The 24,507-nt window shown below is 68.9% G+C and carries 26 protein-coding genes; 12 read left to right on the top strand and 14 right to left on the bottom strand.

Going from position 1 to position 24,507, the window contains the following annotated elements:
- Positions 1–7: 7 nt before the first annotated feature.
- Together ACQUQ0_RS05265 and ACQUQ0_RS05260 are read right to left on the bottom strand one after the other, a co-directional pair.
- Entirely contained in the window at positions 8–574 is a 567-nt protein-coding gene (locus ACQUQ0_RS05265; RefSeq protein ID WP_435183631.1) for an anthranilate synthase component II, read from the bottom strand.
- Entirely contained in the window at positions 571–2,274 is a 1,704-nt protein-coding gene (locus tag ACQUQ0_RS05260) for an anthranilate synthase component I family protein (RefSeq protein ID WP_435183629.1), read from the bottom strand. Before ACQUQ0_RS05260 ends, ACQUQ0_RS05265 begins: the two co-directional genes overlap by 4 nt.
- A gap of 295 nt (positions 2,275–2,569) precedes the next feature.
- On the opposite strand from ACQUQ0_RS05260, the gene ACQUQ0_RS05255 reads away from it, so the two are divergent.
- From ACQUQ0_RS05255 to ACQUQ0_RS05245, 3 genes are all read left to right on the top strand, one after another.
- Entirely contained in the window at positions 2,570–3,475 is a 906-nt protein-coding gene (locus ACQUQ0_RS05255; protein ID WP_435183627.1) for a bifunctional 5,10-methylenetetrahydrofolate dehydrogenase/5,10-methenyltetrahydrofolate cyclohydrolase, read from the top strand.
- Positions 3,476–3,545: 70 nt separating this feature from the next.
- Positions 3,546–3,962 carry a VOC family protein gene (locus ACQUQ0_RS05250; RefSeq protein ID WP_435183625.1) on the top strand — a complete coding sequence of 139 codons (417 nt, stop codon included), beginning with the start codon at positions 3,546–3,548 and terminating at the stop codon, positions 3,960–3,962.
- A 151-nt stretch (positions 3,963–4,113) separates the two neighbouring features.
- A complete protein-coding gene (locus ACQUQ0_RS05245; protein ID WP_435183623.1) occupies positions 4,114–4,275 on the top strand; it encodes a hypothetical protein in 162 nt (53 codons plus the stop codon).
- Between the two features lie 72 nt (positions 4,276–4,347).
- Here the strand turns inward: ACQUQ0_RS05245 and ACQUQ0_RS05240 are convergent, their stop codons facing one another.
- The gene (locus ACQUQ0_RS05240; protein ID WP_435183621.1) at positions 4,348–5,385 is read right to left on the bottom strand and encodes a sulfite exporter TauE/SafE family protein; all 1,038 of its coding nucleotides are present in this window, start codon (positions 5,383–5,385) and stop codon (positions 4,348–4,350) included.
- Between the two features lie 3 nt (positions 5,386–5,388).
- Positions 5,389–5,538 (bottom strand): DUF7512 family protein, encoded by a 150-nt coding sequence (locus tag ACQUQ0_RS05235; protein ID WP_435183619.1) that lies wholly within the window; start codon positions 5,536–5,538, stop codon positions 5,389–5,391.
- A 606-nt stretch (positions 5,539–6,144) separates the two neighbouring features.
- Here ACQUQ0_RS05235 and ACQUQ0_RS05230 point away from each other — a divergent pair.
- Entirely contained in the window at positions 6,145–6,549 is a 405-nt protein-coding gene (locus ACQUQ0_RS05230) for a helix-turn-helix domain-containing protein (protein WP_372390044.1), read from the top strand.
- A gap of 153 nt (positions 6,550–6,702) precedes the next feature.
- Here ACQUQ0_RS05230 and ACQUQ0_RS05225 read toward each other — a convergent pair whose 3' ends face one another.
- The 3 genes from ACQUQ0_RS05225 to ACQUQ0_RS05215 all read right to left on the bottom strand — a co-directional run bounded on the left by ACQUQ0_RS05225 (position 6,703) and on the right by ACQUQ0_RS05215 (position 11,974).
- Positions 6,703–8,622 (bottom strand): beta-CASP ribonuclease aCPSF1, encoded by a 1,920-nt coding sequence (locus ACQUQ0_RS05225; RefSeq protein WP_435183618.1) that lies wholly within the window; start codon positions 8,620–8,622, stop codon positions 6,703–6,705.
- 247 nt (positions 8,623–8,869) lie between these two features.
- Complete coding sequence (gene katG / locus ACQUQ0_RS05220; RefSeq protein WP_435183617.1) at positions 8,870–11,035, bottom strand: catalase/peroxidase HPI; 2,166 nt, start codon at positions 11,033–11,035, stop codon at positions 8,870–8,872.
- A gap of 204 nt (positions 11,036–11,239) precedes the next feature.
- On the bottom strand, positions 11,240–11,974 hold the full coding sequence (locus ACQUQ0_RS05215; protein ID WP_435183616.1) for a DUF2270 domain-containing protein: 735 nt from the start codon (positions 11,972–11,974) through the stop codon (positions 11,240–11,242).
- A gap of 249 nt (positions 11,975–12,223) precedes the next feature.
- On the opposite strand from ACQUQ0_RS05215, the gene ACQUQ0_RS05210 reads away from it, so the two are divergent.
- Complete coding sequence (locus ACQUQ0_RS05210; RefSeq protein WP_372390036.1) at positions 12,224–12,508, top strand: translation initiation factor eIF-1A; 285 nt, start codon at positions 12,224–12,226, stop codon at positions 12,506–12,508.
- 18 nt (positions 12,509–12,526) lie between these two features.
- On the opposite strand, the gene ACQUQ0_RS05205 is transcribed toward ACQUQ0_RS05210, so the two are convergent.
- Both ACQUQ0_RS05205 and ACQUQ0_RS05200 read right to left on the bottom strand, forming a co-directional pair.
- Complete coding sequence (locus ACQUQ0_RS05205) at positions 12,527–12,904, bottom strand: DUF7475 family protein (RefSeq protein ID WP_435183615.1); 378 nt, start codon at positions 12,902–12,904, stop codon at positions 12,527–12,529.
- Positions 12,905–12,930: 26 nt separating this feature from the next.
- Positions 12,931–14,058 (bottom strand): glycosyltransferase family 4 protein, encoded by a 1,128-nt coding sequence (locus tag ACQUQ0_RS05200; protein ID WP_435183614.1) that lies wholly within the window; start codon positions 14,056–14,058, stop codon positions 12,931–12,933.
- Between the two features lie 94 nt (positions 14,059–14,152).
- On the opposite strand from ACQUQ0_RS05200, the gene ACQUQ0_RS05195 reads away from it, so the two are divergent.
- Both ACQUQ0_RS05195 and ACQUQ0_RS05190 read left to right on the top strand, forming a co-directional pair.
- Positions 14,153–16,165 (top strand): aldo/keto reductase, encoded by a 2,013-nt coding sequence (locus ACQUQ0_RS05195; RefSeq protein ID WP_435183613.1) that lies wholly within the window; start codon positions 14,153–14,155, stop codon positions 16,163–16,165.
- Complete coding sequence (locus tag ACQUQ0_RS05190) at positions 16,162–16,995, top strand: CDP-alcohol phosphatidyltransferase family protein (protein ID WP_435183612.1); 834 nt, start codon at positions 16,162–16,164, stop codon at positions 16,993–16,995. Before ACQUQ0_RS05195 ends, ACQUQ0_RS05190 begins: the two co-directional genes overlap by 4 nt.
- Positions 16,996–17,090: 95 nt before the next feature.
- Here ACQUQ0_RS05190 and ACQUQ0_RS05185 read toward each other — a convergent pair whose 3' ends face one another.
- A complete protein-coding gene (locus ACQUQ0_RS05185; protein WP_435183610.1) occupies positions 17,091–17,999 on the bottom strand; it encodes an AEC family transporter in 909 nt (302 codons plus the stop codon).
- Between the two features lie 96 nt (positions 18,000–18,095).
- On the opposite strand from ACQUQ0_RS05185, the gene ACQUQ0_RS05180 reads away from it, so the two are divergent.
- The 3 genes from ACQUQ0_RS05180 (at position 18,096) to ACQUQ0_RS05170 (ending at position 20,746) form a co-directional block, all read left to right on the top strand.
- The gene (locus tag ACQUQ0_RS05180; RefSeq protein ID WP_435183609.1) at positions 18,096–18,572 is read left to right on the top strand and encodes a hypothetical protein; all 477 of its coding nucleotides are present in this window, start codon (positions 18,096–18,098) and stop codon (positions 18,570–18,572) included.
- Positions 18,569–19,321, top strand: coding sequence for a hypothetical protein (locus ACQUQ0_RS05175; protein ID WP_435183607.1), 753 nt, complete (start codon positions 18,569–18,571; stop codon positions 19,319–19,321). The genes ACQUQ0_RS05180 and ACQUQ0_RS05175 overlap by 4 nt, the downstream gene beginning before the upstream one ends.
- A gap of 180 nt (positions 19,322–19,501) precedes the next feature.
- Positions 19,502–20,746, top strand: coding sequence for an iron-containing alcohol dehydrogenase family protein (locus ACQUQ0_RS05170; RefSeq protein WP_435183606.1), 1,245 nt, complete (start codon positions 19,502–19,504; stop codon positions 20,744–20,746).
- A gap of 5 nt (positions 20,747–20,751) precedes the next feature.
- Here ACQUQ0_RS05170 and ACQUQ0_RS05165 read toward each other — a convergent pair whose 3' ends face one another.
- Positions 20,752–21,363 carry a hypothetical protein gene (locus ACQUQ0_RS05165; RefSeq protein ID WP_435183604.1) on the bottom strand — a complete coding sequence of 204 codons (612 nt, stop codon included), beginning with the start codon at positions 21,361–21,363 and terminating at the stop codon, positions 20,752–20,754.
- A gap of 113 nt (positions 21,364–21,476) precedes the next feature.
- On the opposite strand from ACQUQ0_RS05165, the gene ACQUQ0_RS05160 reads away from it, so the two are divergent.
- Positions 21,477–22,097, top strand: coding sequence for a molybdenum cofactor guanylyltransferase (locus ACQUQ0_RS05160; RefSeq protein WP_435183602.1), 621 nt, complete (start codon positions 21,477–21,479; stop codon positions 22,095–22,097).
- Here ACQUQ0_RS05160 and yqeC read toward each other — a convergent pair.
- Both yqeC and ACQUQ0_RS05150 read right to left on the bottom strand, forming a co-directional pair.
- Complete coding sequence (gene yqeC / locus ACQUQ0_RS05155; protein WP_435183601.1) at positions 22,094–22,825, bottom strand: selenium cofactor biosynthesis protein YqeC; 732 nt, start codon at positions 22,823–22,825, stop codon at positions 22,094–22,096. The genes ACQUQ0_RS05160 and yqeC overlap by 4 nt on opposite strands.
- 1 nt (position 22,826) lies before the next feature.
- Complete coding sequence (locus tag ACQUQ0_RS05150) at positions 22,827–23,198, bottom strand: CBS domain-containing protein (RefSeq protein WP_435183599.1); 372 nt, start codon at positions 23,196–23,198, stop codon at positions 22,827–22,829.
- A gap of 91 nt (positions 23,199–23,289) precedes the next feature.
- Between ACQUQ0_RS05150 and ACQUQ0_RS05145 the strand changes: the two genes are divergently transcribed.
- Positions 23,290–23,517, top strand: a complete 228-nt coding sequence (locus tag ACQUQ0_RS05145) for a CDGSH iron-sulfur domain-containing protein (protein WP_435183598.1) — start codon at positions 23,290–23,292, stop codon at positions 23,515–23,517.
- Between the two features lie 6 nt (positions 23,518–23,523).
- Here the strand turns inward: ACQUQ0_RS05145 and epsC are convergent, their stop codons facing one another.
- The gene (gene epsC / locus ACQUQ0_RS05140) at positions 23,524–24,390 is read right to left on the bottom strand and encodes a serine O-acetyltransferase EpsC (protein ID WP_435183597.1); all 867 of its coding nucleotides are present in this window, start codon (positions 24,388–24,390) and stop codon (positions 23,524–23,526) included.
- Positions 24,391–24,507: the final 117 nt, after the last annotated feature.

Raw genomic sequence — 24,507 nt, 5'->3', positions numbered from 1 at the left:
CGATCGATCAGTCCGCGATCGAGGTACAGAAGTTGCGGACGATCCGCTTGCCCGCGTCGGTGAGGATGCTCTCGGGGTGGAACTGCACGCCGTACTGGGGCTTTTCCCGGTGTTGGACGCCCATCACGACGCCCTCCGCGTCGGTGGCGGCGGTCTCTTCCAGTTCGTCGGGCAGGTCGCCGCGCTCGACCGCCAGCGAGTGGTAGCGCCCGACCTCGAAGGGGTTCTCGACGCTGTCGTACAGCGGGCTGCCGCCGTGGCGGACCAGCGAGGGCTTCCCGTGGACGACCTCGGGCGCGTGCCCGACGCGCGAGCCGTAGGCGGCACACAGCGCCTGGTGGCCGAGACAGACCCCGAGCGCGGGGTACTCCGTCTCGGCGAAGACGTCGATGGAGACGCCGGCCTCCTGGGGCGTTCCCGGGCCCGGCGAGACGACGATGCCGTCCGGATCCAGCTCCCGGATCGCCTCGACGTCGATGGCGTCGTTCCGCCTGACGACGACGTCTTCGAACTCCCCGACGTACTGGACGAGGTTGTACGCGAAGGAGTCGTAGTTGTCGACGATGAGGATCATCGCTCTCCCGCCTCCGCGTCGGTCTCTGTCTCTGTTTCAGTCTCTGTTTCCATCCGCTCGGAGGCGGTCGGCGACTCTCCGACGTCGACGCCGCCGTCGGCTTCGACGTTCTCCCCCGCCTCTGCCTCCGACCCCTGCTCGTCGTCGCCGACGGCGAAGGAGGCGGCCTCGCCGAGCGCCTCGTCGACGGCGTTCAAGAGCGCGCGGGCCTTGTCGAGGGTCTCCTGGTACTCCGCCTCGGGCACGGAGTCGTGGACGATCCCCGCGCCGACCCGCAGGCGATACTGGTCGCCGCGGCGGACCAGCGTGCGGATGGTGATGTTGAGCGTCGCGCGGTCGTCGAAGCCGAAGACCGCCATACTGCCGGTGTAGGGCCCCCGGCGAGTCTGTTCGACCTCGTCGATGATCTCCATCGTCCGGGGCTTCGGCGCGCCGGTGATCGTGCCGCCGGGGAAGACCGCCGCGACGGCGTCGGCGAGGCTCGCGTCCTCGCGGCGCCGGCCCTCGACGAGCGAGACTAGGTGCATCACCTCGGAGTATCGGTCGACTCGCCGATATTCGGCGACCTCGACGGTCCCGTACTCGCTGACCTTCCCGAGGTCGTTGCGTTCGAGGTCGACGAGCATCGCGTGCTCGGCGCGTTCCTTCCCGTCCGTCGTGAGGTCTGCTTCCAGTTGGGCGTCCTCCTCGGGGGTGTCCCCGCGCGGGCGCGTCCCCGCGATGGGCTCTGTGACGAGGCGGTCGCCTTCGACCTCCAAGAGGAGTTCGGGGCTCGCGCTGACGAGATCGACGCCCGGGAACTCCAAGAGACCGGAGTACGGCGCGGGGTTCACCCGCCGCACCGCGTCGAACGCCTCGACCGGGTGGACCGCCGCGGGCGCGACTAATCTGTGCGAGACGTTCGTCTGGAAGGTGTCGCCGTCGTGGACGTACCGCTTGATCGCACGGACGCGGTCGGCGAAGGCCGCCTCGCCGCACTCGCTCTCGAAGACCGCGCTGTCGGCGTCGACCGGCGGCGAGACCGCCGCGGGCGTGCCGTTCACCGCCGACTCCGCGAGGTCCTTCGCGCCGGCCAGGCCGGCCTCGTAGGCGGCTTCCGGGTCGTCGCCGACGACCGGGCAGGCGGTCACGCGGAGCTCGACGGGCTCGCCCTCGGCGCGCGGCTCCTCCCAGGCGGCCACGCGGTCGAACACGCCGAGCTGGAGCCGCGGGAGCCCGTCCGACTCGGTCGTGTCGGGCAGGTCTTCGAGCTCCCGTGCGACGTCGTAGGAGAGCCAGCCGAACGCGCCGCAGGGGTAGGGGACCTCGCAGTCGCCGCGGACCAACTGCTCGCGGTCGAGGAGCCCGTCGATCGCGTCGACGGTCGGGCTCTCCGGCGTCGGGATGGCGACCGCGCCCGCGTCCCCGGTCTCGGAGTCGCTCTCGGCCTCGGTCCCTCCCGCGTCGGCGGGTCCGCCCCCGTCGGGCTCGTCGACCTGGATCCGCTCGATCGGATCGACGGCGAAGTACCCCCAGCCGGACTGTCCGCCCGTGGTTTCAAGGTAGACTCCGTCGGTGTCGGGACTGCGGACGCGGCGGTACGCCTCGAATGGGTCCGCGACGGCGACCCGGACCTCCACGGGGACGCGGGCCTCCGACGGCGCCGACGCCGCCGTCTCGACGAACGCTGCTCGCTCGGTGACGACCGTTATATCACTCATCTGGAACGGCTTCCTCCACCGGGGTCACATCGCGCGCCCCGGAACTGTCGAGTCGACCGTAGCGTCGAGTCGGGCAAAAGCCTTGCGTGAACGGCGGTTTTGTCGGGGCGGCGTCGGAGAACCGACCGCGCGGTCGGATCGCCACCGCGCGCTCTCGGTCCGGATCGGCCCACCGCACTTCAAGAGGTTGACTATTAATCGGGATCAAGTATGACCGACGGGCTCTTTGGACCGACAGAGCCTCCCGTGTCGGGTACACGGCGAAGCGACGAGGGAGCGACGGCGACTCCGAACGATGCAACAGGAATCAGAGGCGATCACGATCGACGGGACCGAAGTCAGCGAGCGGGTCAGGGGGGCCCTCGGGAACTGCGTCGCCACGTTGGACGGGGCCGGAGTCACGCCGCGACTGGCGACGGTCCGGATGGCCGACGACGGCGCGAGCAAGACCTACGTCACGATGAAGCGGCAGGCGTGCGCGGAGCTGGGGATCGAAAGCGACCACCACGAGATCGACTCCGGCGCGTCGGCCGCGGCGCTCTTCGACCGCATCGACCGACTGAACGACGACGACGCGGTCGACGGCGTCCTCGTGCAGCTCCCGCTGCCGGACCACGTCGACGAGCGCGAGGTCTTCCGGCGGATCCGCCCCGAGAAGGACGTCGACGCCTTCCACCCCGAGAACGTCGGCCGCCTCGTCGCCGGCGAGCCGCGGTACCGGCCCTGCACGCCCCACGGGATCCAGAAGCTCCTCCGGGCGTACGACGTCGACCCGGCCGGCAAGGACGCGGTCGTCGTCGGCCGCTCGAACGTCGTCGGGCGGCCGACGGCGAACCTCCTGCTCCGGCGCGCGCCCGGCGGCGACGCGACTGTGACCGTCTGTCACTCACGAACGCAGGACCTCGCGGCGAAGACCCGGACGGCGGACATTCTAATCGCGGCCGCGGGAGAGCCCGAACTGATCGACGGCGAGATGCTCGCCGAGGGCGTGGTCATCGTCGACGTCGGGATCAACCGCGTGTCCGCGACCGAGCGGGGGCCGCGTCTCGTCGGCGACGTTGACTTCGATAGCGCCAAGGAGAAGGCCAGCGCGATCACGCCCGTGCCGGGCGGCGTCGGCCCGATGACCGTCGCGATGCTGCTCTACAACACCGTCGCGGCCGCGAGCGAGCGATCGGGCGTCGCCGTCGACCTCCCGTAAGACGTCCCTCGCGGACCCGCTCGCGGCCGGCGTCCGGTGGTGCTTTGGGAGCGGGCGCTCGAACGCCGGTATGGAGCCCACCGCCCACCACGTCGGCCTGACCGTCTCGGACCTCGACCGCGCCCTCGCGTTCTACCGCGACACCTTCGACCTGGAGGTCCTCTCGCGCTTTTCGGTCGGCGGCGACGCCTTCGCCACGGGCGTCGGCGTCGACGGTGCGCGCGCGGACTTCGCACACCTCGACGCCGGCGGTGCCCGCCTCGAACTCGTCTCCTACGACTCGACCGGCGAGCCGGAGGGGGAGCCGCGGATCGACACCGCCGGGGCCGCGCACGTCGGCCTCGTGGTCGACGACGTCGAGGCGTGCTACGAGTCCCTGCCGGACGACGTCGAGACCGTAAGCGACCCCCAGACCACAGAGTCCGGCACGACGATCTTCTTCGTGCGGGACCCGGAGGGGAACCTCGTCGAGGTGCTCTCCGGCTGAGTGGTCATTCATGAATTATAGATATGGACCGTCGGAGACGCCATTTCTATACTAAAATCAAAAAAGGCTACAAATTATGGATGAAGAATAAAAATACCCGAACGAGTCCTAACTAAGTCTCATAGGGGTGCGGTACGTAACGGAATACACGATGGCGACAGTAAGCAAACCCAAACCGAACGGAACGACAGAGACCGACTTCTACCTCCCCGGGACGTCGATCTCCGCGGTCTACGACCGGATCGGCGACGTGGTCAGCCGGTTCGTCGGCCGCCACGGCGTCGTGCTGATCCCCGAATCGTACAACAAGTAACTCTCCGGATCGGTCCGTCCGGACCGTGACTTTCGCAGTTCTCTTTTCCGCCCCCGTCGATCCCTTCGCCGGTCAGTCGGCAGACCGCGCCGCGCCCGAGGGCTCCGTCGCGCGGAGTTCGCGGATCGCACTGACGACGACGGCGCTGCTCACGAGCACCGCCGCGCCGACGATGATCGCGAGCGAGACCGCGTTGAGCACGGGCATCTCGACTATCCCTCCCACCTCGCGGACTGCGACGGCGACCGACCCGAGCAGGAGCATCACGCCGAAGTAGACCTTGATGTCGTCCTCGTCGACGAGGCTCGTGGCGGCGGCGCCGAGGCGGGCCCCGAGCGCGCTCCCCGCCAAGAGTGGGACGACGATCGCGAGGTCGACCGCGCCGTCCATCGCGTAGAGGAAGCTCCCGATCCCGCCCGAGAAGACGATCTCGAACAGGTCGGTCCCGACCGCGACCGGCACCGGGACGCCGATCAGGTAGAACAGCGCGGGCATCCGGATGAAGCCGCCGCCGACGCCGAGGAACCCCGACAAAAGCCCCGTCGCGAACGCGACGCCGAGGATCATCCACAGCGAGACGCGGAGGCCGCCCTTGATCGACATCATCGGCGGCACCCGGTAGGACTGGATCTTCTTCGCGATCTCGGGGATGTCCTCGGCGGCCTCCTCGGCGTCCATCTCGGCGTCGTGGCTGACGCCGCCGTCGCCGTCGCCCCGCAGCGCGTTGTAGGTGATGAACACGCCGATCCCGCCGAGGAGCGCCACGTAGGCGACGCTGACGACCGTGTTCGCCAGCCCGAGGTCCTGGAGCCAGTGCAGCCCGATCTTTCCGACCTCGATGCCGGCGGTCGTCCCGGCGATCATCAGCGCGCCGAGTTTGTAGTCGACCTGCCCCAGGTCGCGGTGTTTCAGCGTCGCGATCACGGACGTCCCGAAGACAAAGGCCAGCCCCGAGGCGACCGCGACGTCGGTCCGATACCCCATCACGAGCAGCGCCGGGGTGACGAGGAACGACCCGCCCATCCCGAAGAAGCCGAAGAGCAGACCGATCAGGACGCCGAACCCCGCGAACATCGCCAACAGACCCGCGGCGACGCCGAGTATCTCCATCGGTCAGTCACCCCGGATGGCGCGGGCGATCGTCGGCCCCAACGCGCCCTCCAGCAATCCGTACCCGACGTACAGCAGCAGCGCCTCGACGAGTACGACGCCGATCAGGAGCGCCGCCCCGAACGGACCGGCGACGCTCTCAAGCCCGAACATCGAAACCACCTGCGTGCGATCTTGTGAACTTCATGGATTTCTGCGCAGCGAACCGTAGCCGACGCGTTCACTTAACGGTATTGGGTTCGACGCACAATACTATATCCGGGTATCCCACGTATGGTTTGAGATAAGTTATGCGTGCTATCCGGCGCCGGAATCGGACGACGTGCGAGCGTTCGGGCGCGGGCAGGTCGGATAGATTCGGTTCGATGAGAGGGGAATCATCGCCGGTATCTCTCTCGTATCGTTCGGAATCATTACACGACAGATCACGACTACTGACTCGCCGAGCGTGTCGATTTCGCACGCCCCGATCAGATGCCGGCTCGGAACCCCCGCCGCCATCGACTCATAGTGATTACTCTCACTGTTTACCGCCGAACGCCACCCCCGGTAACGGCGTTCGGCGGTAAGAAACGAGAGTAATCACTATCAAAGGACGCGGCGACGGGTCGGATCGAACCGCGGTCGATCCCCGCTCCCGCGCTCCGGCCTCGTTCCCGAATCGCCGCTCGCGGGCAGGCACGCGGGGTCGTTCCACAGAATTGTGAAGTGTCTGAACAAGCCTTATAAGCCAACAGTCCGTACGGTTCGGCAGATAAAATGCCAGACTCGATGTCCGAGCAACTCCAGCGGGATATGGAGTGCGAAGGTCTCCTGGAGTGTTTTCACGGGCTCAAGCAACTCGACAAGCAGTGTTTCCAAGTCCTGGTGCAGGCCGACGAGCCGCTGACGGTCGACGAGATCGCCGAGATCGTCGACCGCGAGCGCTCGACGGCCTACCGCTCGATCCAGCGCCTGCTCAAGGCGGGGTTCATCCAGAAGGAGCAGGTGAACTACGAGCAGGGCGGCTACTACCACGTCTACTCGCCGACCGACGCCGAGCGGATCGCCGACAGTATGCAGCGGATGCTCAACGACTGGTACGCGAAGATGGGCCAGCTCATCAGCGAGTTCGAAGAGAAGTACGATCAGCCCCAGGACGCCGAACTGGCCGTCGAAGGCTGAACGGGACTGACGCTCCCGGTCCGGTCTTTCTTCCCGTTTTCGCGGCGACTTCGGAGGCCTCGCCCGCCGTTCATAGCGATTACTCCCGTCTCTTCCGGCCGAACGCCGTCACCGAGGGGTGCGGTCGGCGGTAAACGGTGAGAGTAATCGCTATCAGTCGAACCGGAACGTCTCGAGGTTCCGCGGGGCGTACGTCCGGAGGTCGTACTTCTGGTAGAGCCCCGAGGAGAGCTGATCGGTTGCGGCCTCGTCGCCGTGGACGCAGAGCACCTCTTCGGGACGGGGGTTCATCGTCCCGACGAAGTTCTCCAGGCCGCTCCGGTCGGCGTGACCGGAGAAGCCGCTGACGGACTCGACGTCGAGCCGGAGCGTCAGCTGTTCGCTGCGGCCGCCCCGGTCGCTGAACGGGATCTCCCGGCGCCCGCTCTGGATGCGGCGGCCGAGCGTCCCCTGGGCCTGGTAGCCGACGAAGATGAGCCGGTTCGCCGCGTCCGCTCCGAGGAGTTCGAGCCAGGACATGATCGGGCCGCCGGTGACCATCCCGGACGTCGAGAGGATGATACAGGGGTCGCCGCCCGCGACCTCCTCGCGCATCTCCTGGCCGCCGTCGACCTGCTGGAACTGCTCTGCCAGGAATGGGTTTTCGTCCTCGTGGAGGATCCGATCGCGGAGGCCGTCCCGGAGGAACTCCGGGTACGCCGTGTGGATCGCCGTGGCCTCGCGGATCATCCCGTCGAGGTAGATCGGCACGGTCGGGAGGTCGCCCTCGCGCATCGCCTCTTCGAGGACGAGCATCAGCTCCTGGGAGCGCCCGACCGCGAACGCCGGGATCACGACCTTCCCGCCGCGGTCGTGGGTCTCCTTGATCAGTTGGATCAGCTTGCGCTCGGAGTCCTCCTGGTCGGTCTGGTAGTCGTCGCGCTGGCCGTAGGTCGACTCCATCACCAGCGTCTCCACGCGCGGGAAGTCGTTCGAGGCGCCGTTGAACAGTCGCGTGTCGGTGTAGTGGACGTCGCCCGAGAAGACGACGTTGTGGAAGCCATCGCCGATGTGGAAGTGCGAGACGGCCGATCCGAGGATGTGGCCCGCGTTGTGGAACGTGAGCTTGATGTCGGGCGCGATGTCCGTGACGTCGCCGTAGTCGAGCGTGATCGTGTGCTTGAGCTCCTCGCGGACCATCTCGGAGTCGTAGGGCGGCGTCCGACCCTCCTTGGCCGCGACGTCGATGTAGTCCAGTTGCAGCAGCCCCATCAGGTCGCGGGTCGGCTCGGTCGTGTAGACTGGGCCGTCGTACCCGTACTTGAACAGGAGCGGCAGCAACGCGGAGTGGTCGAGGTGCGCGTGAGTGAGGACCACCGCGTCGAGGTCGGCGATCGGGTTCGCCTCGGGGACCTGGAGGTACGGGACCTCGCCCTCGGCGCCGGGCTTGTCGCCGCAGTCGACGAGTACGCGCGTGTTCGGCGTGCTGAGGACGAAGCTCGCGCGGCCGACTTCCCGGCAGCAACCGAGGGTGGTCACGCGGACCCAGTCGGTCTCTGTGTCGGGCTCGCGGTGGATCCGCTGGCCGACGCGTTCGAGGAAGTCCCGGCGGTCGTCCCGTTCCTGCATCAGGAAGTTGCGGACGTTCTCGACCGTCGAGGACTCCATCGGCGGCGTCCGGAGCACCTCGGGCGTCCAGCCGACCTCCTGGGTGATCTCCCGGAGCGTGCTCGCGCGGCGTCCGATGGCGAGGCCGGGCTTTTCGGCTTCGATCAGCACCTCCCCGGTCGCGGGGTAGAACTGGAGGTTCGTGATCCCGGCCTCCTCGGGGATCAGTTCGAGGATCTTCGGCTTCGCCTCGGCGGGGTCCAGCTGCGTCCCCGCGGCCGGCCGCACCGTGATCCGCTTGCGCAGCGTGCTGGCGAGCTGTCGGATCAGCCCGTCGCGCTCGGCGAACTTCCGCGGCGTCTCGGTGTAGATGACCAGTTCCGGCCCCTCGTAGGCCACCCGAGAGACGACGAGGTCGTCGGGGATCTCCTCTTCGAGCCGTTCGCTGACCGTTTCGAGCGGGTCCGTGGTGTCGTTAGTGGTCATACATATCTGGAAAGCCGTGGGCAGGTACCACCAAAATCAGTGGCCCGTACCGTCGGGATCGCCCTGGTGGGTCGCCGTCGGCGACGCCGACGCGCCCGGGCGGACGAAATCGTTCGTCTCTACCTTGCCGATAGTGTCTATAAACGTTTTTCGCTGTTCCGGGAGCGACGGTCCCGGCCTCTTCGGGGAGCCGCGGCTCGTTCAACGACTGGGACGAAAAAATCCGTACGGACCGCCGGGAGCGGCGTTACTCCAGGTCGAAGCGGTCGAGCTGCATCACTTTGCTCCAGGCCTCGACGAAGTCCTCGACGAACTCTTCTTCGCCGTCCTCGGCGCCGTAGACGTCGGCGATCGCGCGGAGCCGGGCGTTCGAGCCGAAGATGAGATCGAAGCGGGTCGCCTCCCACTCGACCTCGCCGGTCTCGCGGTCGCGGACCTCGAAGACCTCGTCGTTCTCCGAGACCGACTCCCACTCGTAATCCATATCGAGCAGATTCACGAAGAAGTCGTTGGTGAGCGTCCCCGGCTCGTCGGTGAAGACGCCGCGGTCGGAGTCGCCGTAGGTGGCACCGAGCGCGCGCATCCCGCCGACCAGGACCGTCATCTCGGACACCGACAGATTGAGCAGTTCCGCCTTGTCGACCAGCCGCTCTTCGGGCGTGTCGTAGAGGTCGTCCAGTTCGGCGGCGTTACCGAGGTAGTTCCGGAAGCCGTCGACCTTCGGTTCGAGGACCTCGAAGGACTCGACGTCGGTCTGCTCTTGGGTGGCGTCCGTGCGCCCCGGCTCGAACGGCACTTCGACGTCGTAGCCGGCGTCGGCTGCGGCCTGCTCGACCGCCGCGTTGCCGCCCAGGACGATCAGGTCCGCGAGCGAGACGCGGATGTCGTCGGAGCGGGAGTCGTTGAACGCCGCCTGGATCTCCTCGTAGGTCTCCAGGACGGTTTCGAGCTCCGCGGGCTCGTTGACCTCCCAGCTCCGCTGGGGTTCGAGGCGGATGCGAGCGCCGTTCGCGCCGCCGCGCTTGTCGCTGTCGCGGTAGGTCGACGCCGACGCCCACGCGGTCTTGGCGAGCTGCGAGACGGAGAGGTCCGAATCGAGGATCTCCGCTTTGAGCTCGGCGGCCTCCTCGTCGCCGATCAGGTCGTAGTCGGCGTCGGGGATCGGATCCTGCCAGACGAAGGTGTCGTCCGGGACCTCGGGACCGAGGAGCCGCTCTTTCGGACCTATGTCGCGGTGGAGGAGCTTGTACCAGGCCTTCGCGAACGCCTGCTGGAACTCCTCGGGGTTCTCCTGGAAGCGTTCGAGGACCTCGCGGTAGTCCTCGTCGTGCTTCAGGGCGACGTCCGTCGTCAGCATCATCGGGTCTGCGGACTCGTCGAAGTCCTGTGCGGACGGCGCCTTCTCGATGTCCTCGCGCTCTTCCTCGCTGGCGGGGCGCCACTGCCACGCGCCGCCGGGGCCCTTGTGTGGCTCCCACTCGTACTCGAGGAGGTTGTCGACGTAGCCCGTGTCCCACTGGGTCGGCGTCGCGTTCCACGGCCCCTCGATACCGCTCGTGATCATCCCGGCCTTCTCGAAGTCGTGGTCCCAGCCGAGGCCCTGCTGTTCGATGGGCGCCGCCTCGGGCTCGGGGCCGACTTCCGTCTCGTCGTCGGCGCCGTGGACCTTCCCGAAGGTGTGGCCGCCGGCGATGAGTGCGACCGTCTCCTCGTCGTTCATCGCCATCCGGGAGAACTCCTCGCGGATGTTCGCCGCCGACCCTTCGAGATCGGGCTCGCCGTAGGGGCCTTCGGGGTTCACGTAGATGAGGCCCATCACGGTGTTCGCGAGCGGGTCCTTGAGATCGCCGACCTCGCCGTCCTTGAAGCGCTCGGGGGAGGTCGTCTCCAACTCGGTCTCGGGACCCCACTCGGTGGCCTCGTTGGACTTGTACTCGTCTTCGCGACCGCCGGCGAAGCCGAACGTCTCGAAGCCCATCGTCTCCAGGGCGACGTTCCCGGCGAGCACGATCAGGTCGGCCCACGAGAGCTTCCGTCCGTACTTCTGCTTGACCGGCTGCAGCAGGCGGCGGGCCTTGTCGAGGTTCACGTTGTCCGGCCAACTGCTCTCCGGCGGGAGGCGCTGGAGGGCGCCGGACGCACCGGCCCGGCCGTCGAGGGTTCGATACGTCCCGGCGCTGTGCCAGGCCATCCGGATGAAGAGCGGCCCGTAGGTGCCGTAGTCGGCCGGCCACCACTCCTGGGGCGACATCATCACTTCCTGGATGTCGGCCTTCACCTCCTCGAGGTCGAGCTTCTGGAACTCCTCGGCGTAGTCGAAGTCCTCGCCGTACGGATTGAGGTCTGCGGCGTTGTCGTCGAGAATATCCAGCCGCAACAGATTCGGCCACCAGTCCTGATTTGACCAGGTCATACACCCATAGGTGCTTCTTTCATCTTGATAAAATTGTCTAAGTCAAAAACAACGTCTCGGTTGTAGCCAAGCACTCTTTCGGTTTCGGAAAACAATTTCTTGCGGCGGGCACATCCGACCGGGAAAGCGTCTCACCAACTGCGACCGCCGACGAGGGTACTCCCGCGACGACGCTCGGATTCGATCCCCATCGGACGACGTCGGTCACCGCCGTTTCCGCAGGTCCTCGGTCCGGAGTTCGGCCTCCGCGTGCCAGGTCCGCGGGCGAAGCGCGACGACCGCGCCCACGACGTAGCAGGCGGCGACAACCCCGACGACGACGGCGCCGGGGACCATCCCGACGGCGGCGGCCCCGATCCAGTCCCGCGGTGAGAACACCGTGATGCGGACCAGCCAGGCCGCGAGCAACACCACAAACAGCGGGAGGTAGACCCGTCGCAGTCGGTGGGCGACCGCCTCCTCGGCGGTGATCTTTACCGTCGGCGTTCGGTAGTCTTCGCCGAGGTGCTGCCGCCACGCTTCGTCGGCGAGTCCGCCGTCCGGATCCAGGCCGTAGGCCCAGACGTTCTCCTGTATCGTGCGCACACGCGTCCGCCAGATGTCGTACCCCCGGTAGCGACGCGCTTCGATCAGCAGGAAGACGACGAGCGTGGCCACGCCGATGAGGATGATGTAGTGCGGATTGTCGGGGCTAGAGAAGGCCCAGGTGACGATCGCCGCGATCACGACGACGGCCCAGTTCGTCGTCTTGTCCAGACGCTCGCGCCAGAGTTTCATCCGGTGAATCTCGCCGCGGTACAGGTGCGCCATCGCCGAACTCGGCCCCATCGCCTCGTCCAGCAGGCCGGTTCCGACGTACGGGCTTGCGTCGGTCGCCTCTTCCGCTGACGGGTCTGTGTTTCTTTCCTCGCTCGATTTGTCCGCCGACTCCCCTGTCATCATTGAGGGATACTCGCGTGATACGCCCGCGTTGTCTTGTACATTTGAAACATATTCATACATTATTGCAAACAGGCTTAGGAATTGTGTTGCGGAGGAGATACTCGGCGAAGCTCGAATACATATAAGAAGTATATATGTAAAATACAGATGAAATTGCACTATGTATAACACGTGGTACCAAGTCACGCGATACCGCTACACGCGTCGGACCCGGTACTTTATCCGTCTTCCCGACATACTATAATTGTGACTGAGGAAACAGGGCGTCGAAACCTTCGAATGCCCAACGGAGACGAGCTGTTCGCCACTGTCACGGAACACAACGGTGGCAACCACGTACGCGTCCGCTGTGCGGACGGCAAAAACCGTATGGGCCGGATCCCCGGCCGAATGAAGTACCGCACCTGGATCAACGAGGGCGACGTCGTCCTCGTCGAGCCGTGGGACTGGCAGGACGAGAAGGCCAACATCGAGTGGCGCTACTCGGAGCAGGACGCAGACCAACTCCGGCAAGAAGGCCACATCGAATAGCGACCGCCCGACGGACGCCTACGATCGCCGATAGAGGACGATCAGCACGGCCACGAACAGCACCTGGACGATTTTATCCCCGATCCCCGGCGGCGAGAAGTCCGGCGCGTTGACGAAGTACCAGATCACGATCTGTCCGGCCGTAAACGGAATCCCCAGGAGGTACACGAGTCGCCGTCGGTAGTCCAGGAGGATCGCGGCGATCCCGCCGAGGAAGCCGACGCCGGCGACGATGAACGCCCAGCCCAGCCCGCTCCCGAGCGACCCGGAGACGAAGCTGACTCCCAGTGCGAGGTGCAGCAAGCCGGTGATGGCCGCCAGCGCGATGCCGAGCCAGTGCAGTCCCGAGAGCGACTCCGTTCGGAGGGTTCCGCCGGTCGACGTGCTCGTTGCCATACGTTCGCAATAGACACAGTTCGACTTCAATGTAGTGCCCGCTCGACGGCGCTGCTGAGCGCGTCCCGGAAGCGCTCCGGGGCGAATCGGTCGGTGGCGAGTCGCGGTCGATGCCCCTCCTCGATGGCGGTCGAAACGAGATCGATCGCCTCGCTCGTCCCGGCGAACAGCCGGTCGTCGCGACCGTCGAGGACGTCGCGCTGACCCCCGCCGTCGGGCGCGAACGCGATCATCCCGCCCGCGACGTATTCGGCCACCGAGAGCCCGAAGTGCTCGTCGGGCTTGCAGTTCAGGCCGTAGCGGTGCGTCCGGAGCAACTCCTCGATCCGCGATCGCGGGACGTCGGTCTCGACGGCGACGTACGAGCGCTCCCCGGCCGCCGCCTCGACCCTTCGGACGTACTGTCGGTACGCCGGCGGCGCGGCGCCGACCAAGTGGAGGTGGACGTCGTGGCCCCGCTCTCGGAGGCCGTCGACGACCTCGACCGCATCGAGGATCCGCTTGTCCGGCGCGAGTCGCCCCACCACGACGATGCCGTTCTCCCGCTCCTGCCACGGGCGGCCGCCATCGATCGGCGCGACCGGCGGGTGGACGACGGTCGCTTCGACGCCGTAGCGCCGCTCGACGACGCCCGCGGTCCACGCGGAGTTCGCAAGCAGCGTCGTCGATTTCAGATCCCCGTCGGTCGGGGCCGCCAGCCGACTCCACAGGCGGTTCAGTCTGCCGGCGTCGCCGTCTCCGTCGGTCTCGCCCGATCGGTGCCCACGGAACTGCGGATAGTGGACGTACTGGACCGAGTGCATCGACAGCGATACCTCGTTCGCGGTGCTCACCGCCAGGTCGTAGCGGTCGGCCTCGCGTTCGAAGATCGCACGGACGAGGACGGTCCGGAAGGGGAGTTGCGGTCCGAACACGGGCGTCGCCGCGGAGAGCGCTCGCGCGACCGCGCTTGCGCCCCGCGGCGACCGGACCGAAAGCCCCGCGGGATCGAGACCGACGTCGAACCGCTCGGCCAGCGCCGCCGGATCGGTCGTCGACAGCGTGTACAGCGTCACGTCGTGGTCGTCCTGGAGCGCCGCGCAGGTCGACAGACAGACCACGTCGGCGCCGCCCTGGAGGTCGAGGGTGTTGTGGAGGACGGCCACGCGCGCCATACCGCCCGTTGGGTCGGCCGCGTGATTACTGTTGGTCTCCCAGCGGACCGAATCCGCCCACGCGTTTTTGTCGCCCCCGTCCGAACGGCCGCCGATGGAGTGCGCGTTCGTCGGCGCGGGCGCGGTGGCCGAGAAGTACGCCGCCGGTCTCGACGCGTCCCCGCTCGAACTGACCGCCGTCTGTGACCTCGACGTCGCTCGCGCCGAAGAGCTCGCCGACGCCCACGGCGCGACCGCGTACGGCGACCTCGAATCGCTGCTGGACGCCGAATCAGCGCCGCTCGTCGCGAATCTCACGAGCCACGCCGCCCACGCGGACGTCACCGAGGCGTGCCTCTCTCGCGATCGGCACGTCTTCAGCGAGAAGCCGCTGGCCCTGGACGCCGACCGCGCGCTCGCCCTCGTCGAGACGGCCGAGCGACGCGGTCTCGCGCTCGGCTGTGCGCCGATCAATCACCGCTGCGACGCCCAACGACACGCGCGGTGGCTCCTCGGCGACGGCCGCCTCGGACCGATCCGGCTCGGCTACGCCCACGCTCACGTTGGCCGCGTGACCGAGTGGCACGACTCGCCGGAGTCGTTTCTCGCGGTCGGTCCGCTGTACGACGGCGCCGTGTACCCGCTGAACCTCCTTGTCACGTGGTTCGGCCCGGTCGATCGCGTTCGAACTGCGGACGCGCTCGACGTCTGGACCGCGCGCGAGGACCGGCGGCCCGAGCGTCCCGCGCACGTCGAGGCGACGCTCGCCTTCGAGTCCGGCCCCGTCGTCCGGCTGACCGCGAGCCTCTATGCGCCCCACCGGAGTCGGGAGTTCAACAGCCTCGAACTCCACGGCGACGACGGCTCGCTCTACCTCGCGGACAGCGGCGCGCTCGCGGCCGACCGCGACACCGTCGCCGTCGGCGGCGCCGGCAGGCCCTACGTCTCGGCGCCCCATCCGGCCCCGCGACGCCAACGCGCCTACCTCGCCGGGCCGGAACGGCTCGCAGCGCGCGTCGCGGCCGACGGGCCGACGACCGCGGGCGCGCGACGCGCCGCCCACGTCGTCGGCGTCTGTAACGCGATCGAGCGCGCCGCAGAGACGGGCGACTCAGTCGGCGTCGATCCCGACGACTCGACGCGGGCCGCGCTGGAGACCGAGCGCTCGCCGCCGCCCGTCCGTCCGCTCGAAGACGCCGATCGATCCGCAGAGTCGGTCGCTCGCGGAGTCGGTTCCCCCGACCGCGACGCGGCGCTCCGGCTCCCGCCGATCGGCTTCGGCTGCTCGCGCTACCGCGGCGGCGACTACGTCGACCGCATCGACTCGATCGCGACGGCGCTGGACGCCGGCTACAGACTCCTCGACTCCGCGGAGCTCTACGGCAACGAGGCCCGGATCGGCGACCTGCTCGATTCGCCCGGCGCGCCGGACCGCGAGGGACTCTTCCTGCTCGGCAAGGTCTGGAACACGAACCACGAGCACGTCGCCGAGGCCTGCGAGGGCACACTCGCGGAACTCGGCGTCGACGCCCTCGATTCGTACCTGCTCCACTGGCCCGACGCCTGGCGCTATCAGGGTCCGCTCCGGGCGCTCGCCGAGCATCCGCCGGACGAGCAGGAGGCGCTCACCTTCCCGACCGACGCCGACGGCGGTCCCGACGCCGTCGACGTGCCGCTCGCCGAGACGTGGGCGCGGATGGAGCGGCTCGTCGACCGCGGGCTGACGCGGACGCTGGGCGTCTGCAACGTCTCGCTCTCGGACCTGGAGACGATCCTCGAATCGGCGCGCGTGCCGCCCGCGATCGTGCAGATCGAGTCCCATCCCTATCTCCCCCGGACCGAACTGATCGAGGCGTGCCACGCCCGGGGGATTCGCGTGCTCGCGCACTCGCCGCTGTCGGCGCCGGGCCTGCTCGACGAGCCCGCGCTGGCGGCCGTCGCCGACGCGCACGAGGCCTCGCCGGCCGCCGCGGCGCTCGCGTTCCACGTCGACCGCGGCGTCGTGCCCATCCCGGCCAGCAACGATCCCGACCACGTCGTCGACAACCTCGCGGCCGTGCGACTCCGCCTCACCGACGCGGACCGCGAGCGGCTGGCGACGCTCGCCGACCCGGGGTTCGAACGGTGACCGCCGCCGACCGAGTGCCGCGGGCTCTCCGGCGCGAGTGGGTCGCCGCGGTCGCCGTCCTCGCGCTCTCGACCCTGGGCGGCGCCGCCGCTCTCGGCCCCGCGCTCGCTCCGACCGACCCGATCGGGATCGACTTCGGCGTGCTGCCGCGGTCGCCCACCGTCCGCTGGCTCGCGGCGGCCCTCGCCGTCCTCGCGTTCGAGGCGACGTTCACGTATCGCCGGCTGGACGCGAATCGCCCGGAACGCTCCGCCGAGGCCGCCGCGCCGACCGCCGCCGCGTACGCGTCGCTCGGGCTTCCGAACCTCGTGACGCTCGTCCGCGGCGCGCTGTTCGCCGGCGTCGCGGGCTTCGGACTGCTCGCGCCGACGCCCGCGGTCGCGTGGGCGCCGGCGATCCTCTACGGCGCTGGGTGTGCGCTGGACGCCGTCGACGGATTCCTGGCGCGCCGTCGCGGCCGCACGACGGAGCTCGGAGCGAAACTGGACCTCGCGATCGACACCACCGGCTTCCTCCTCGCGCCCGTCGTCGCCGTCCTCTGGGGACAGCTCCCGGTCTGGTACCTGTCGCTCTCGGCGGCGCGCTACTTGTTCAAACTGGGCCGCGGCCTCCGTCGGCGCCGCGGAAAGCCCGTCTACGACCTCCCGCCGAGCCGCCTGCGGCGACCGCTCGCCGGCCTCCAGATGGCGTTCATCGCGTTCGCCCTCGCGCCGGTCCTGTCCCTGTCGGCGATCCGACCGCTGGCGGCGCTCGTGCTCGCGCCGTCTCTCGCGGTGTTCGCCCGCGACTACCTCGCCGTCTCCGGGCGACTCCCGCGGGGCGACGACTGATAGTGAGTACTCTCACTGTTTACCCCCGCCACCCCCAGTGACGGCGTTCGGCGGGAAGCGACGAGAGTAATCACTATGAGGCCGGCTCGTCGGGCTCACCCGACGGTCTGAATGAGCACGAAGAGCGTCCCGACCGAGGCGAGAGTGGTCAGGAAGACGTTCAGCGAGGCGAACTCGGGGTCGCCGCCGAGTTCGTTCGCGAACACGTACGTCGAGACGGCCGTCGGCATCCCGAGCATCACGACCGCGGCGGTGAACGCGGCGGCGCCGACATCCAGCGTGGAAAACACGGCCCAGGCCAGCGCCGGCATCCACGCCATCTTCAGGGCGACGACCGCCGCGCTCGTTCCGAGGTCGCCGTCGGGGAGCTCGAACTGGAGCGACGCGCCGACGCACAGCAACGCGAGCGGGAGCGCCAGGGACCCGAGCGCGTCGAGGCCGACGGTCAGCGGCCCCGGCACCGAGACGCCGACCGAGCCGACCGTCAGCCCGAGCACGAGCGTCAGCAACACCGGGCTCCGGACCAACTCCGTCAGCTCGTCGCCGATCGACGCCCCGGCCCCGTTGATCCCCGTCAGGACGGCGATCGTCAGCGGGACCTGCGTCAGCGAGACGACGCCGAGGACGACGCTCGCGACCGCGGTGACGTCGCCGCTGAACGTCGCGGCGATGAGCGGCAGGCCGAGATAGCCCAGATTCGAGTGGTAGGACTGGACGATCGCGACGCCCCGGCGGTCCCGATCGACGCGGTTCCGGTGGAGCAGCCACGCGACGCCGGCGGTCCCGATGAGCACCGCCAGGGAGCCGGCGACGAGCGCCGGCGTGAGCAGGTCCCCGATCGCCCGGTCGTACGTCGAGACGAAGACGAGCGCCGGGAGCGCGACGTAGTACGTGAGGTCGTTGAGCCGCTTGGTGCGCGTGGGACCCAGGACCCCGACCCGACGGAGACCCGTCCCGGCGAACAAGAGCACGAGGAGTCCGAGCAGGCGGCCGAGGACCTCCATACCCGCTCCGAGTCGGTTCGGGAACTTACGCGGTTCGGTCTCCCGTCCCGCCGGTCTGCTCCGTATTTTTATTGTGTCGCCGTTCCAGGTGGGCGTGTGACCGACCGCACACGGGAACTGATCGACGAATACGACCTCGAACCCGAGCTGATCGAGGGGCTGTTGTGGCGCTTCGAGGCGGACCTCCCGGTCCCGGACCCGGAGGCCCTCGAAGACACCCACGTCCAAGTGTACGAGTTCCTCGGGGAGGACGACGAGCCGCTCCGCTCGGCGGCGGACCACTTCTACCAGTTCGAGAGCCACGACGAGTACGGCGTGCGCTCGGACGCGCCGGCGACCGAGCCCGACTTCGAGATGGTGCTCGACGAGCTCGTCGACGCGGGGCTGATCGCGCGCACCGACGACCGGCGGCCCCGCTACTCGGCGTCGTTCCATCAGGTCCTGCGCGAACTCGGCCCCGAGTTCACGCGGAGGGAGATCGATCGCCTCTGTGCCGAGACGGGAATGGACAAGCGTGCGGTCTACCGCGCGATCATCGACTCCCACGACCTGACGCTGGATCTCGGACGATGACGGGGGAGGGATCCGATTCGGCCCGAGATCAGTCCGTCGCCCGCGAGGAGGAGACTGCTCCGTCGCCGTCGGAGGTGTCCGTCCCCGACGGCGTCGACGACCGGCGGTCGATGGCGTCAGACCTGCTCGATGCGGCCGAGAGCGACCCCGGTGACGTCTCCCGCGACGAGATGGCGCAGATCGTCGCGCTGCTCTCCGTGGACGACGGCGAGGCTCGATCGACGGCCGCGAAGGCGCTGCAACACCTCTACGACCGGCCGGCGCTCTTCGCGCCCTACGTCGAGGCGCTGCTCTCGGCGGCCGCGTCGTATCCGGACGACTTCGAGGGGATCCCCGCGCCGGCGGTGTGGATGGGCTCGCCGCACGTCAGAGCGACCGTCTACGCGACCGACGCGCTCGCTCGCGTGGCGCAGCGGGAGCCGTCGCTCTTCGTTCCGCACGTCGAGGAGATGGCGACGCGACTCCGGAGCGATCGGAACGTCTCACGGTACCTGCTTTTCGTCGTCGGGCTGGCGGAGGCGGACTCGCCGGGGCTGGTGTCCCGCGAGTGGCTCCGAGACGAGCTCTGTGACCTGCTCGACCGCGGCCGCGGCAACGGCTATCCGTCGTGGGCGGCGGACGTCCTCGGACAGCTGGGCGATCCGGAAGCGCTGGCCGCGGTCCGCGAGGCGCACCCGGGCGAGGACGCGGACGACCTCGCGCGGGAGGCGTTCGACGAGGCGATCGCGGCGCTCGAAGCGGCGGAGTAGGGGCGGACAGCCGGCACTCGAACTGCCCCCGCGTCGTTGTGCCGGACAACCGCGGACGGCGCGGGGCGATGGTCACCGCACGCGCGCCCTGGTCCCGGGTTCGGACATAAACTTTCGCCCGTGGGATTCTGCCGCCGTGGCGGGAGTAGGCCTTTGGGGGATCCCGGCATAGAGGCTGCTATGACACCCACCGAGGGCTTCACCTTCGACTTCCGCCCCGGCGCGATCCGCGTCGGCGCGGGCTGCGTCGCGCGCCTCGGCGACGAACTCGACCGCCTGGGGTGCGACCGCGCGATGCTCGTGAGCGGGAGGACCGTCGGTCGGACCGACGCCGTCGTGGATCCGATCCGCGAGGGGCTCGGCGACCGACTGGTCGCGGAGTTCCCCGAGACGACGCCCGAGAAGACCCTGGGAACGGCGCTCGCAGGGCTGGAGACGGCCCGCGCTCACGACGTCGACGTCGTCGTCGCGGTCGGCGGCGGGAGCACCCTCGACGTCGCGAAGGTCCTCGGCGCGCTGTCGTCACACGGCGACGACGCCCGGGCGACGGCCGAACGCGCGGTCGAGACGGGAGAGCTATCGGTCTCGGACGGGGGCGAGCCGCTCCCGGTCGTCGCCGTGCCGACTACGCTGGCCGGCGCCGACCTCTCGGACCTGGCGGGCGTGACGCTCACGCTCGACCGCGGCACCGAACTGGACGGAGCGGACGCCGGGTCCTCCGGCGAGGGCCCGCCGAGCGGCGGCGTCTCGGATCCGCGCCTGATGCCGGAGGCGCTGTTCTACGATTCCGACCTGTATCGGACGACGCCCACCTCGGTCCTCACCGCGTCGGCGATGAACGGCTTCGACAAGGGAATCGAGGCGCTCTACTCGCCGCTCGCGACGCCGATCACGGACGGCACGGCCGCTCGCGGGCTTCGACTACTCCGGTCGGGGCTGGGGACGCTCCGCGCCGAGCCGATGAACGAGGCGCGGCTCCGGGAGGTGCTCTCGGGGATCGTCGCCGTCCAGTACGGGCTCGCGGGGCGCGAGGGCTACCGCGCGTCGATCATCCACGCCTTCGGCCACGGCTTCTCCCACGGGTACGACGTCCACCAGGGCACGATCCACGGTGTCGTCGCGCCGCACGTCCTCCGCTACCTATTCAGCGAGATCGACGGCCGCCGGGACCTGCTGGCGGAGGCGCTCGGCGTCGACGCAACCGGCGGTCCGGAGGCGACCGCCGGCGCGGTCATCCAGGCCGTCGCGGGCGTCCGCGACGACCTGGGGCTCCCGAACCGCCTCCGCGACATCGACGGGGTCGATCAGTCCGACTTTCCCGACGTCGCGGCCGCGATTCACGACGACGACCTGCTGGCGGTCGCGCCGGACGGCCTCGATCCCACTCCCGAAGCCATCGTCGCCATCCTGGAGCGGGCCTGGTAGCGGCGTCAGGACGTCTCGGATCCCCCGTCGGCGCCTTCGAGGTCGATGTCGGCCTCCCGGATCGCCGCCGCCAGCTGGGACCCGTCGGGGACCGCCTTCAGAAACGCGGGGGAGTCGACGCCGACTTCGCCGTTGACCGAGAGGAAGCCGAGCCCGCCCGAGGCCGCGTCGTCGAGATTGACCAGGAAGGCGACCTTGCGCTCGGCGTCGACGCCGTCGATCGTCAGGTCGGGATCGACCGAGCCGTAGAGGCGCCGGTGTTCGAAGACGTGTTCGACGCACTTCCGGGTCGGCGCGAAGAGCAGGAGCAGGTGGACGCCGGGCCCGTCGCGGGCGAGCCGCGTCCGGAGGTCGTGGGCGTCGTCGGCGTAGAAGTACCGCTCCATCCGCCGGTACTGCCGGAGGATCTCGTTCGCGCCCGAGGCCATCCGCACCGCGGGGTCGGCCTTCAGTTCGACGAGATAGGACACGCGCTCGGGCGGCGCCGTGCGGACGTACACGTCGACGGCCCCGCGGTTGCCGTAGTGGTCGTAGGGCTCTTCGAGGCTGATCTCGGCGTCGTCAAAGGCGGCCTCGAAGTGCTCGACCACGGCCGTCGCGAGCTCGTCTTCCCGCATCACGCGTCCTCCCGCATCGCTCGGAAGCACTCGCCCGCGGGATAAATGCGCTCCGCTGTGTGCGCCGGGGAATGGCTCGTCAGCTTCTTTGCGCCGGACGGGAAAGCGCTCCTATGCGCGCCGCACTCGTCCTCGCCGGCGGTCGCTCGACCCGCTTCGGCGACCGCGACAAGGCCGTCGCCGACCTCGCCGGGACGCCGATGATCCGCCGGGTGGTCGACCGCGTCGCGGGCGTCGTCGACGAGGTCGTGATTAACTGCCGATCGGATCAGGAGGACGCCATCAACGACGCGTTCGCCGACGCCGAGGTCGACCCGGCGTTCGCCGTCGACCGCGAGCCCGACGCGGGTCCGATGGCCGGCATCGCCCGCGGCCTGGAGGCCGTCTCCGCGGAGTACGCGTTCGTCGTCGCCTGCGACATGCCGTTCGTCGACCCCGCGTTCGCGGAGCACCTCTTCGAGCGGGCCGCGGGCCACGACGCCGCGGTCCCGCGCCTCGACGAGTGGTTCCAGACGACGCAGGCGGTCTACCGGGCCGCCCCGATGCGCGAGGCCTGCCTCCGGGCGCTCGAACGCGACGACAGCCGGATCGTCGCGCCGCTCTCGGACCTGGAGAAGGTCGTCCTCGACCGCGAGGAGATCGAGCGGGTGACGTCGGTAGAGACCTTCGAGAACCTCAACACCCGCGAGGAGTTCGACCGCGCCGTCGAGCGCCTCCGCGGGGACAGACGTTAGACCACGTCGACGATCGGCTCGTCGGCCCGCATCTCCGCGAGGACGACCCGCGGCACGTCGGCGCGCTCGTGGATCTCGGCGGCGATCTCGCGCGCGCTCGCTTCGAGGGCGTCGTCGTCGACCATGTTAACGAGCGGGATCGGCGTCGCGCCGTCGGGCACCCCCTTCAGCCCGCCCTCGTCGCTCGCGAGCACCGCCGCGACGTCCGCGGGCCGGATCTCCTCGCCCGGTTCGAGCCCCGTAAGCGACGCGACCTCCTCGACCCGGTGGACCAGCCCCTCCGAGAGCGGCTCGCCGACGACGTGGGCGCTCGCGATCGGGACGACCGTGTCCGCGCACCCGGGGATCCGCGGCTCCCGCTCGTTCGGGGCTTTGAACCGCCGCATCCGCGCGCCGTCGGCCTTCACGAGTACCGGGACGTCCCGCGCGGCGAGACCGTCGATCGCGTCGAGCTCGTAGCCGAGGTAGCGGTCCTCGCGCTCGCGCTCGGGCACGACGCCGAGCGGCCACGCGTCGGGGTCGCCCTCGGCCTCTCTGAGGGCCGCGACGGGATCGTCGGTGACGACGACGCGGCCCGCCCAGTCGTCGAAGATCGGGATCCGGACCGTCGCCGTGACGACCGCTCGGCCCAGTTCGACCGCGAGCGTCCGCATCGTCGTCTTCTTCCCGCCCGCTCCGACGACGCAGGTGACGCCTTCCTGGGCTCGGAGTGCGGAGACGACGTCCATCTCAGGAGAGCTGCGCGGTGATGTCGGTCGACGAGACCATCCCGACGAGGTCGTCGTCGACGACCGGGAGGTGGCTGAAGCCGAAGTTCTCCATCATCGCCGCGGCCTCGGTGAGCCGCAGGTCGGGCGTGACCGTCTCGACGGACCTGGTCATCACGTCGCCGACGCTGACCTCGGCGGGGTCGAGCTCCCGCGCGACCGCGTCGAGCACGTCCGTGCTCGTCACGATCGCGATCTCCGTCGACGGCACCAACAGCGCGTTGATGTCGTGTTCGCGCATCCGCGCTGCCGCCTCTACGAGCGTCGCGTCCGGGCTGATCGTCACGAGCGCCGTCGACATCACGTCGCTGACGAGCGTCTGGTCGTTCGACATAGGCGACCGCACGCGACCGAGGGGCTTCGGTTTTTCGTCACGGGCGCGTCGCCCACGAACTATAACTGGGTGGCGATACGTGTGCTACACGATGTCACGCGAAGTCACACACGATGCGAACGGCCCCGACGTCATCGACCCCGACGACCACGACGGCGACATCTACGTCTGCCGGTGCGGGCTCTCGGACGACAAGCCGTTCTGCGACGGCTCCCACACCGCGACGGTCGACGAGGACGAGGGCGTCGACTACAAGTACGAGAACGACGACGACGAACGGCCGCGGCACCGTATCGCGACCATCGAGTTCGAGGAGTGACCGCGATCAGTCGTAGCGCTTCCGCTCCTGTGTCGGGTGGTCCTTGATGTAGACCTTCGTCCGGTCCGGGACGTCCTCCGTGATCCAGGAGTTCGCGCCGATGCTCACGTGGTCGCCGACGGTGATGTCCCCGAGCACCTTCGTGCCGGCGCCGATGACGACGTGGTCGCCGATGTCGGGGTGGCGCTTGTACCCCTTCTTGAGCGCGTGCTCTTGGCCCTCTTCTTCTTCGAAGTGGAGCGCGCCGAGGGTCACGTCCTGGTACAGGCGGACCCACTCGCCGACGGTCGCGGTCTCACCGATGACGACGCCGGTGCCGTGATCGACGAAGAAGTACTCGCCGATCTCGGCGCCCGGGTGGATGTCGATCCCGGTCTGGGTCTTCGCGTACTCGGTCAGTTCGCGTGCGTACTCGGGCGCGCCGATGTCGTAGAGGACGTGGGCGACCCGCTGGACCGAGATCGCGAGGAAGCCGGGGTACGACCGGATGATCTCCATATACGTCTTCGCCGCGGGGTCGCCCTTGTAGGCGGCCTCGACGTCCCGCTTCAGGACGTCGCGGATCCGCGGCAGGCTGTCGATGAGCGCCGAGACCGTCTCGTCGGGCCGGCCGTCGGTGTACGGGCAGATCCCGGCCTTCACGAGCGTCCCGAGGTCGTCGAGCTGGTCGAGGACCGCCAGCTCGTCGCGGACCAGTTCGGGGGCGTTCCAGCAGGTGGGAAACAGCAGCTCCTGGAGGAGCGCGACCTCCTCGCGTCGGTGCTCCCGGTCGGGGAAGCACGCCGTCACGTTCGTCGGGAACGGGTCCGAGTCGTCCTGATACGAGGCGAACAGCCGCTCGTGGGCGTCGCCGGCGTACCGGTAGTTGACCATAGCCTCGGTTCGGCCGGGTGGCGTATTAGAGTAGTGCTTGCTTGTCGGTCCAGCACGGCTGTTATGAAAGTTACAAGGCTAAAACCCCGCGCTTCAGGGCGGGGATACAGCCAACAA

It is taken from the genome of Halobellus sp. EA9, from assembly GCF_051195055.1.
GTDB classification, from domain to species: domain Archaea; phylum Halobacteriota; class Halobacteria; order Halobacteriales; family Haloferacaceae; genus Haloquadratum; species Haloquadratum rubicundus.
The sequence above is the reverse complement of the archived record's forward strand: the minus strand, read 5'-3'. Positions and strand labels throughout refer to the sequence as shown.

What these genes read in the sequence shown, in the direction of transcription:
- ACQUQ0_RS05195 (WP_435183613.1), top strand. Translation starts at nt 14,153, where the DNA reads ATGGAGTGCGCGTTCGTCGGCGCGGGCGCGGTGGCCGAGAAGTACGCC.
- ACQUQ0_RS05255 (WP_435183627.1), top strand. Translation starts at nt 2,570, where the DNA reads ATGCAACAGGAATCAGAGGCGATCACGATCGACGGGACCGAAGTCAGC.
- epsC (WP_435183597.1), bottom strand. Translation starts at nt 24,390, where the DNA reads ATGGTCAACTACCGGTACGCCGGCGACGCCCACGAGCGGCTGTTCGCC.
- ACQUQ0_RS05150 (WP_435183599.1), bottom strand. Translation starts at nt 23,198, where the DNA reads ATGTCGAACGACCAGACGCTCGTCAGCGACGTGATGTCGACGGCGCTC.
- katG (WP_435183617.1), bottom strand. Translation starts at nt 11,035, where the DNA reads ATGACCTGGTCAAATCAGGACTGGTGGCCGAATCTGTTGCGGCTGGAT.
- ACQUQ0_RS05240 (WP_435183621.1), bottom strand. Translation starts at nt 5,385, where the DNA reads ATGGAGATACTCGGCGTCGCCGCGGGTCTGTTGGCGATGTTCGCGGGG.
- ACQUQ0_RS05175 (WP_435183607.1), top strand. Translation starts at nt 18,569, where the DNA reads ATGACGGGGGAGGGATCCGATTCGGCCCGAGATCAGTCCGTCGCCCGC.
- ACQUQ0_RS05245 (WP_435183623.1), top strand. Translation starts at nt 4,114, where the DNA reads ATGGCGACAGTAAGCAAACCCAAACCGAACGGAACGACAGAGACCGAC.
- ACQUQ0_RS05205 (WP_435183615.1), bottom strand. Translation starts at nt 12,904, where the DNA reads ATGGCAACGAGCACGTCGACCGGCGGAACCCTCCGAACGGAGTCGCTC.
- ACQUQ0_RS05165 (WP_435183604.1), bottom strand. Translation starts at nt 21,363, where the DNA reads ATGCGGGAAGACGAGCTCGCGACGGCCGTGGTCGAGCACTTCGAGGCC.
- ACQUQ0_RS05215 (WP_435183616.1), bottom strand. Translation starts at nt 11,974, where the DNA reads ATGACAGGGGAGTCGGCGGACAAATCGAGCGAGGAAAGAAACACAGAC.
- ACQUQ0_RS05170 (WP_435183606.1), top strand. Translation starts at nt 19,502, where the DNA reads ATGACACCCACCGAGGGCTTCACCTTCGACTTCCGCCCCGGCGCGATC.
- ACQUQ0_RS05250 (WP_435183625.1), top strand. Translation starts at nt 3,546, where the DNA reads ATGGAGCCCACCGCCCACCACGTCGGCCTGACCGTCTCGGACCTCGAC.
- ACQUQ0_RS05230 (WP_372390044.1), top strand. Translation starts at nt 6,145, where the DNA reads ATGCCAGACTCGATGTCCGAGCAACTCCAGCGGGATATGGAGTGCGAA.
- ACQUQ0_RS05260 (WP_435183629.1), bottom strand. Translation starts at nt 2,274, where the DNA reads ATGAGTGATATAACGGTCGTCACCGAGCGAGCAGCGTTCGTCGAGACG.
- ACQUQ0_RS05145 (WP_435183598.1), top strand. Translation starts at nt 23,290, where the DNA reads ATGTCACGCGAAGTCACACACGATGCGAACGGCCCCGACGTCATCGAC.
- ACQUQ0_RS05225 (WP_435183618.1), bottom strand. Translation starts at nt 8,622, where the DNA reads ATGACCACTAACGACACCACGGACCCGCTCGAAACGGTCAGCGAACGG.
- ACQUQ0_RS05235 (WP_435183619.1), bottom strand. Translation starts at nt 5,538, where the DNA reads ATGTTCGGGCTTGAGAGCGTCGCCGGTCCGTTCGGGGCGGCGCTCCTG.
- ACQUQ0_RS05185 (WP_435183610.1), bottom strand. Translation starts at nt 17,999, where the DNA reads ATGGAGGTCCTCGGCCGCCTGCTCGGACTCCTCGTGCTCTTGTTCGCC.
- ACQUQ0_RS05160 (WP_435183602.1), top strand. Translation starts at nt 21,477, where the DNA reads ATGCGCGCCGCACTCGTCCTCGCCGGCGGTCGCTCGACCCGCTTCGGC.
- ACQUQ0_RS05265 (WP_435183631.1), bottom strand. Translation starts at nt 574, where the DNA reads ATGATCCTCATCGTCGACAACTACGACTCCTTCGCGTACAACCTCGTC.
- ACQUQ0_RS05200 (WP_435183614.1), bottom strand. Translation starts at nt 14,058, where the DNA reads ATGGCGCGCGTGGCCGTCCTCCACAACACCCTCGACCTCCAGGGCGGC.
- yqeC (WP_435183601.1), bottom strand. Translation starts at nt 22,825, where the DNA reads ATGGACGTCGTCTCCGCACTCCGAGCCCAGGAAGGCGTCACCTGCGTC.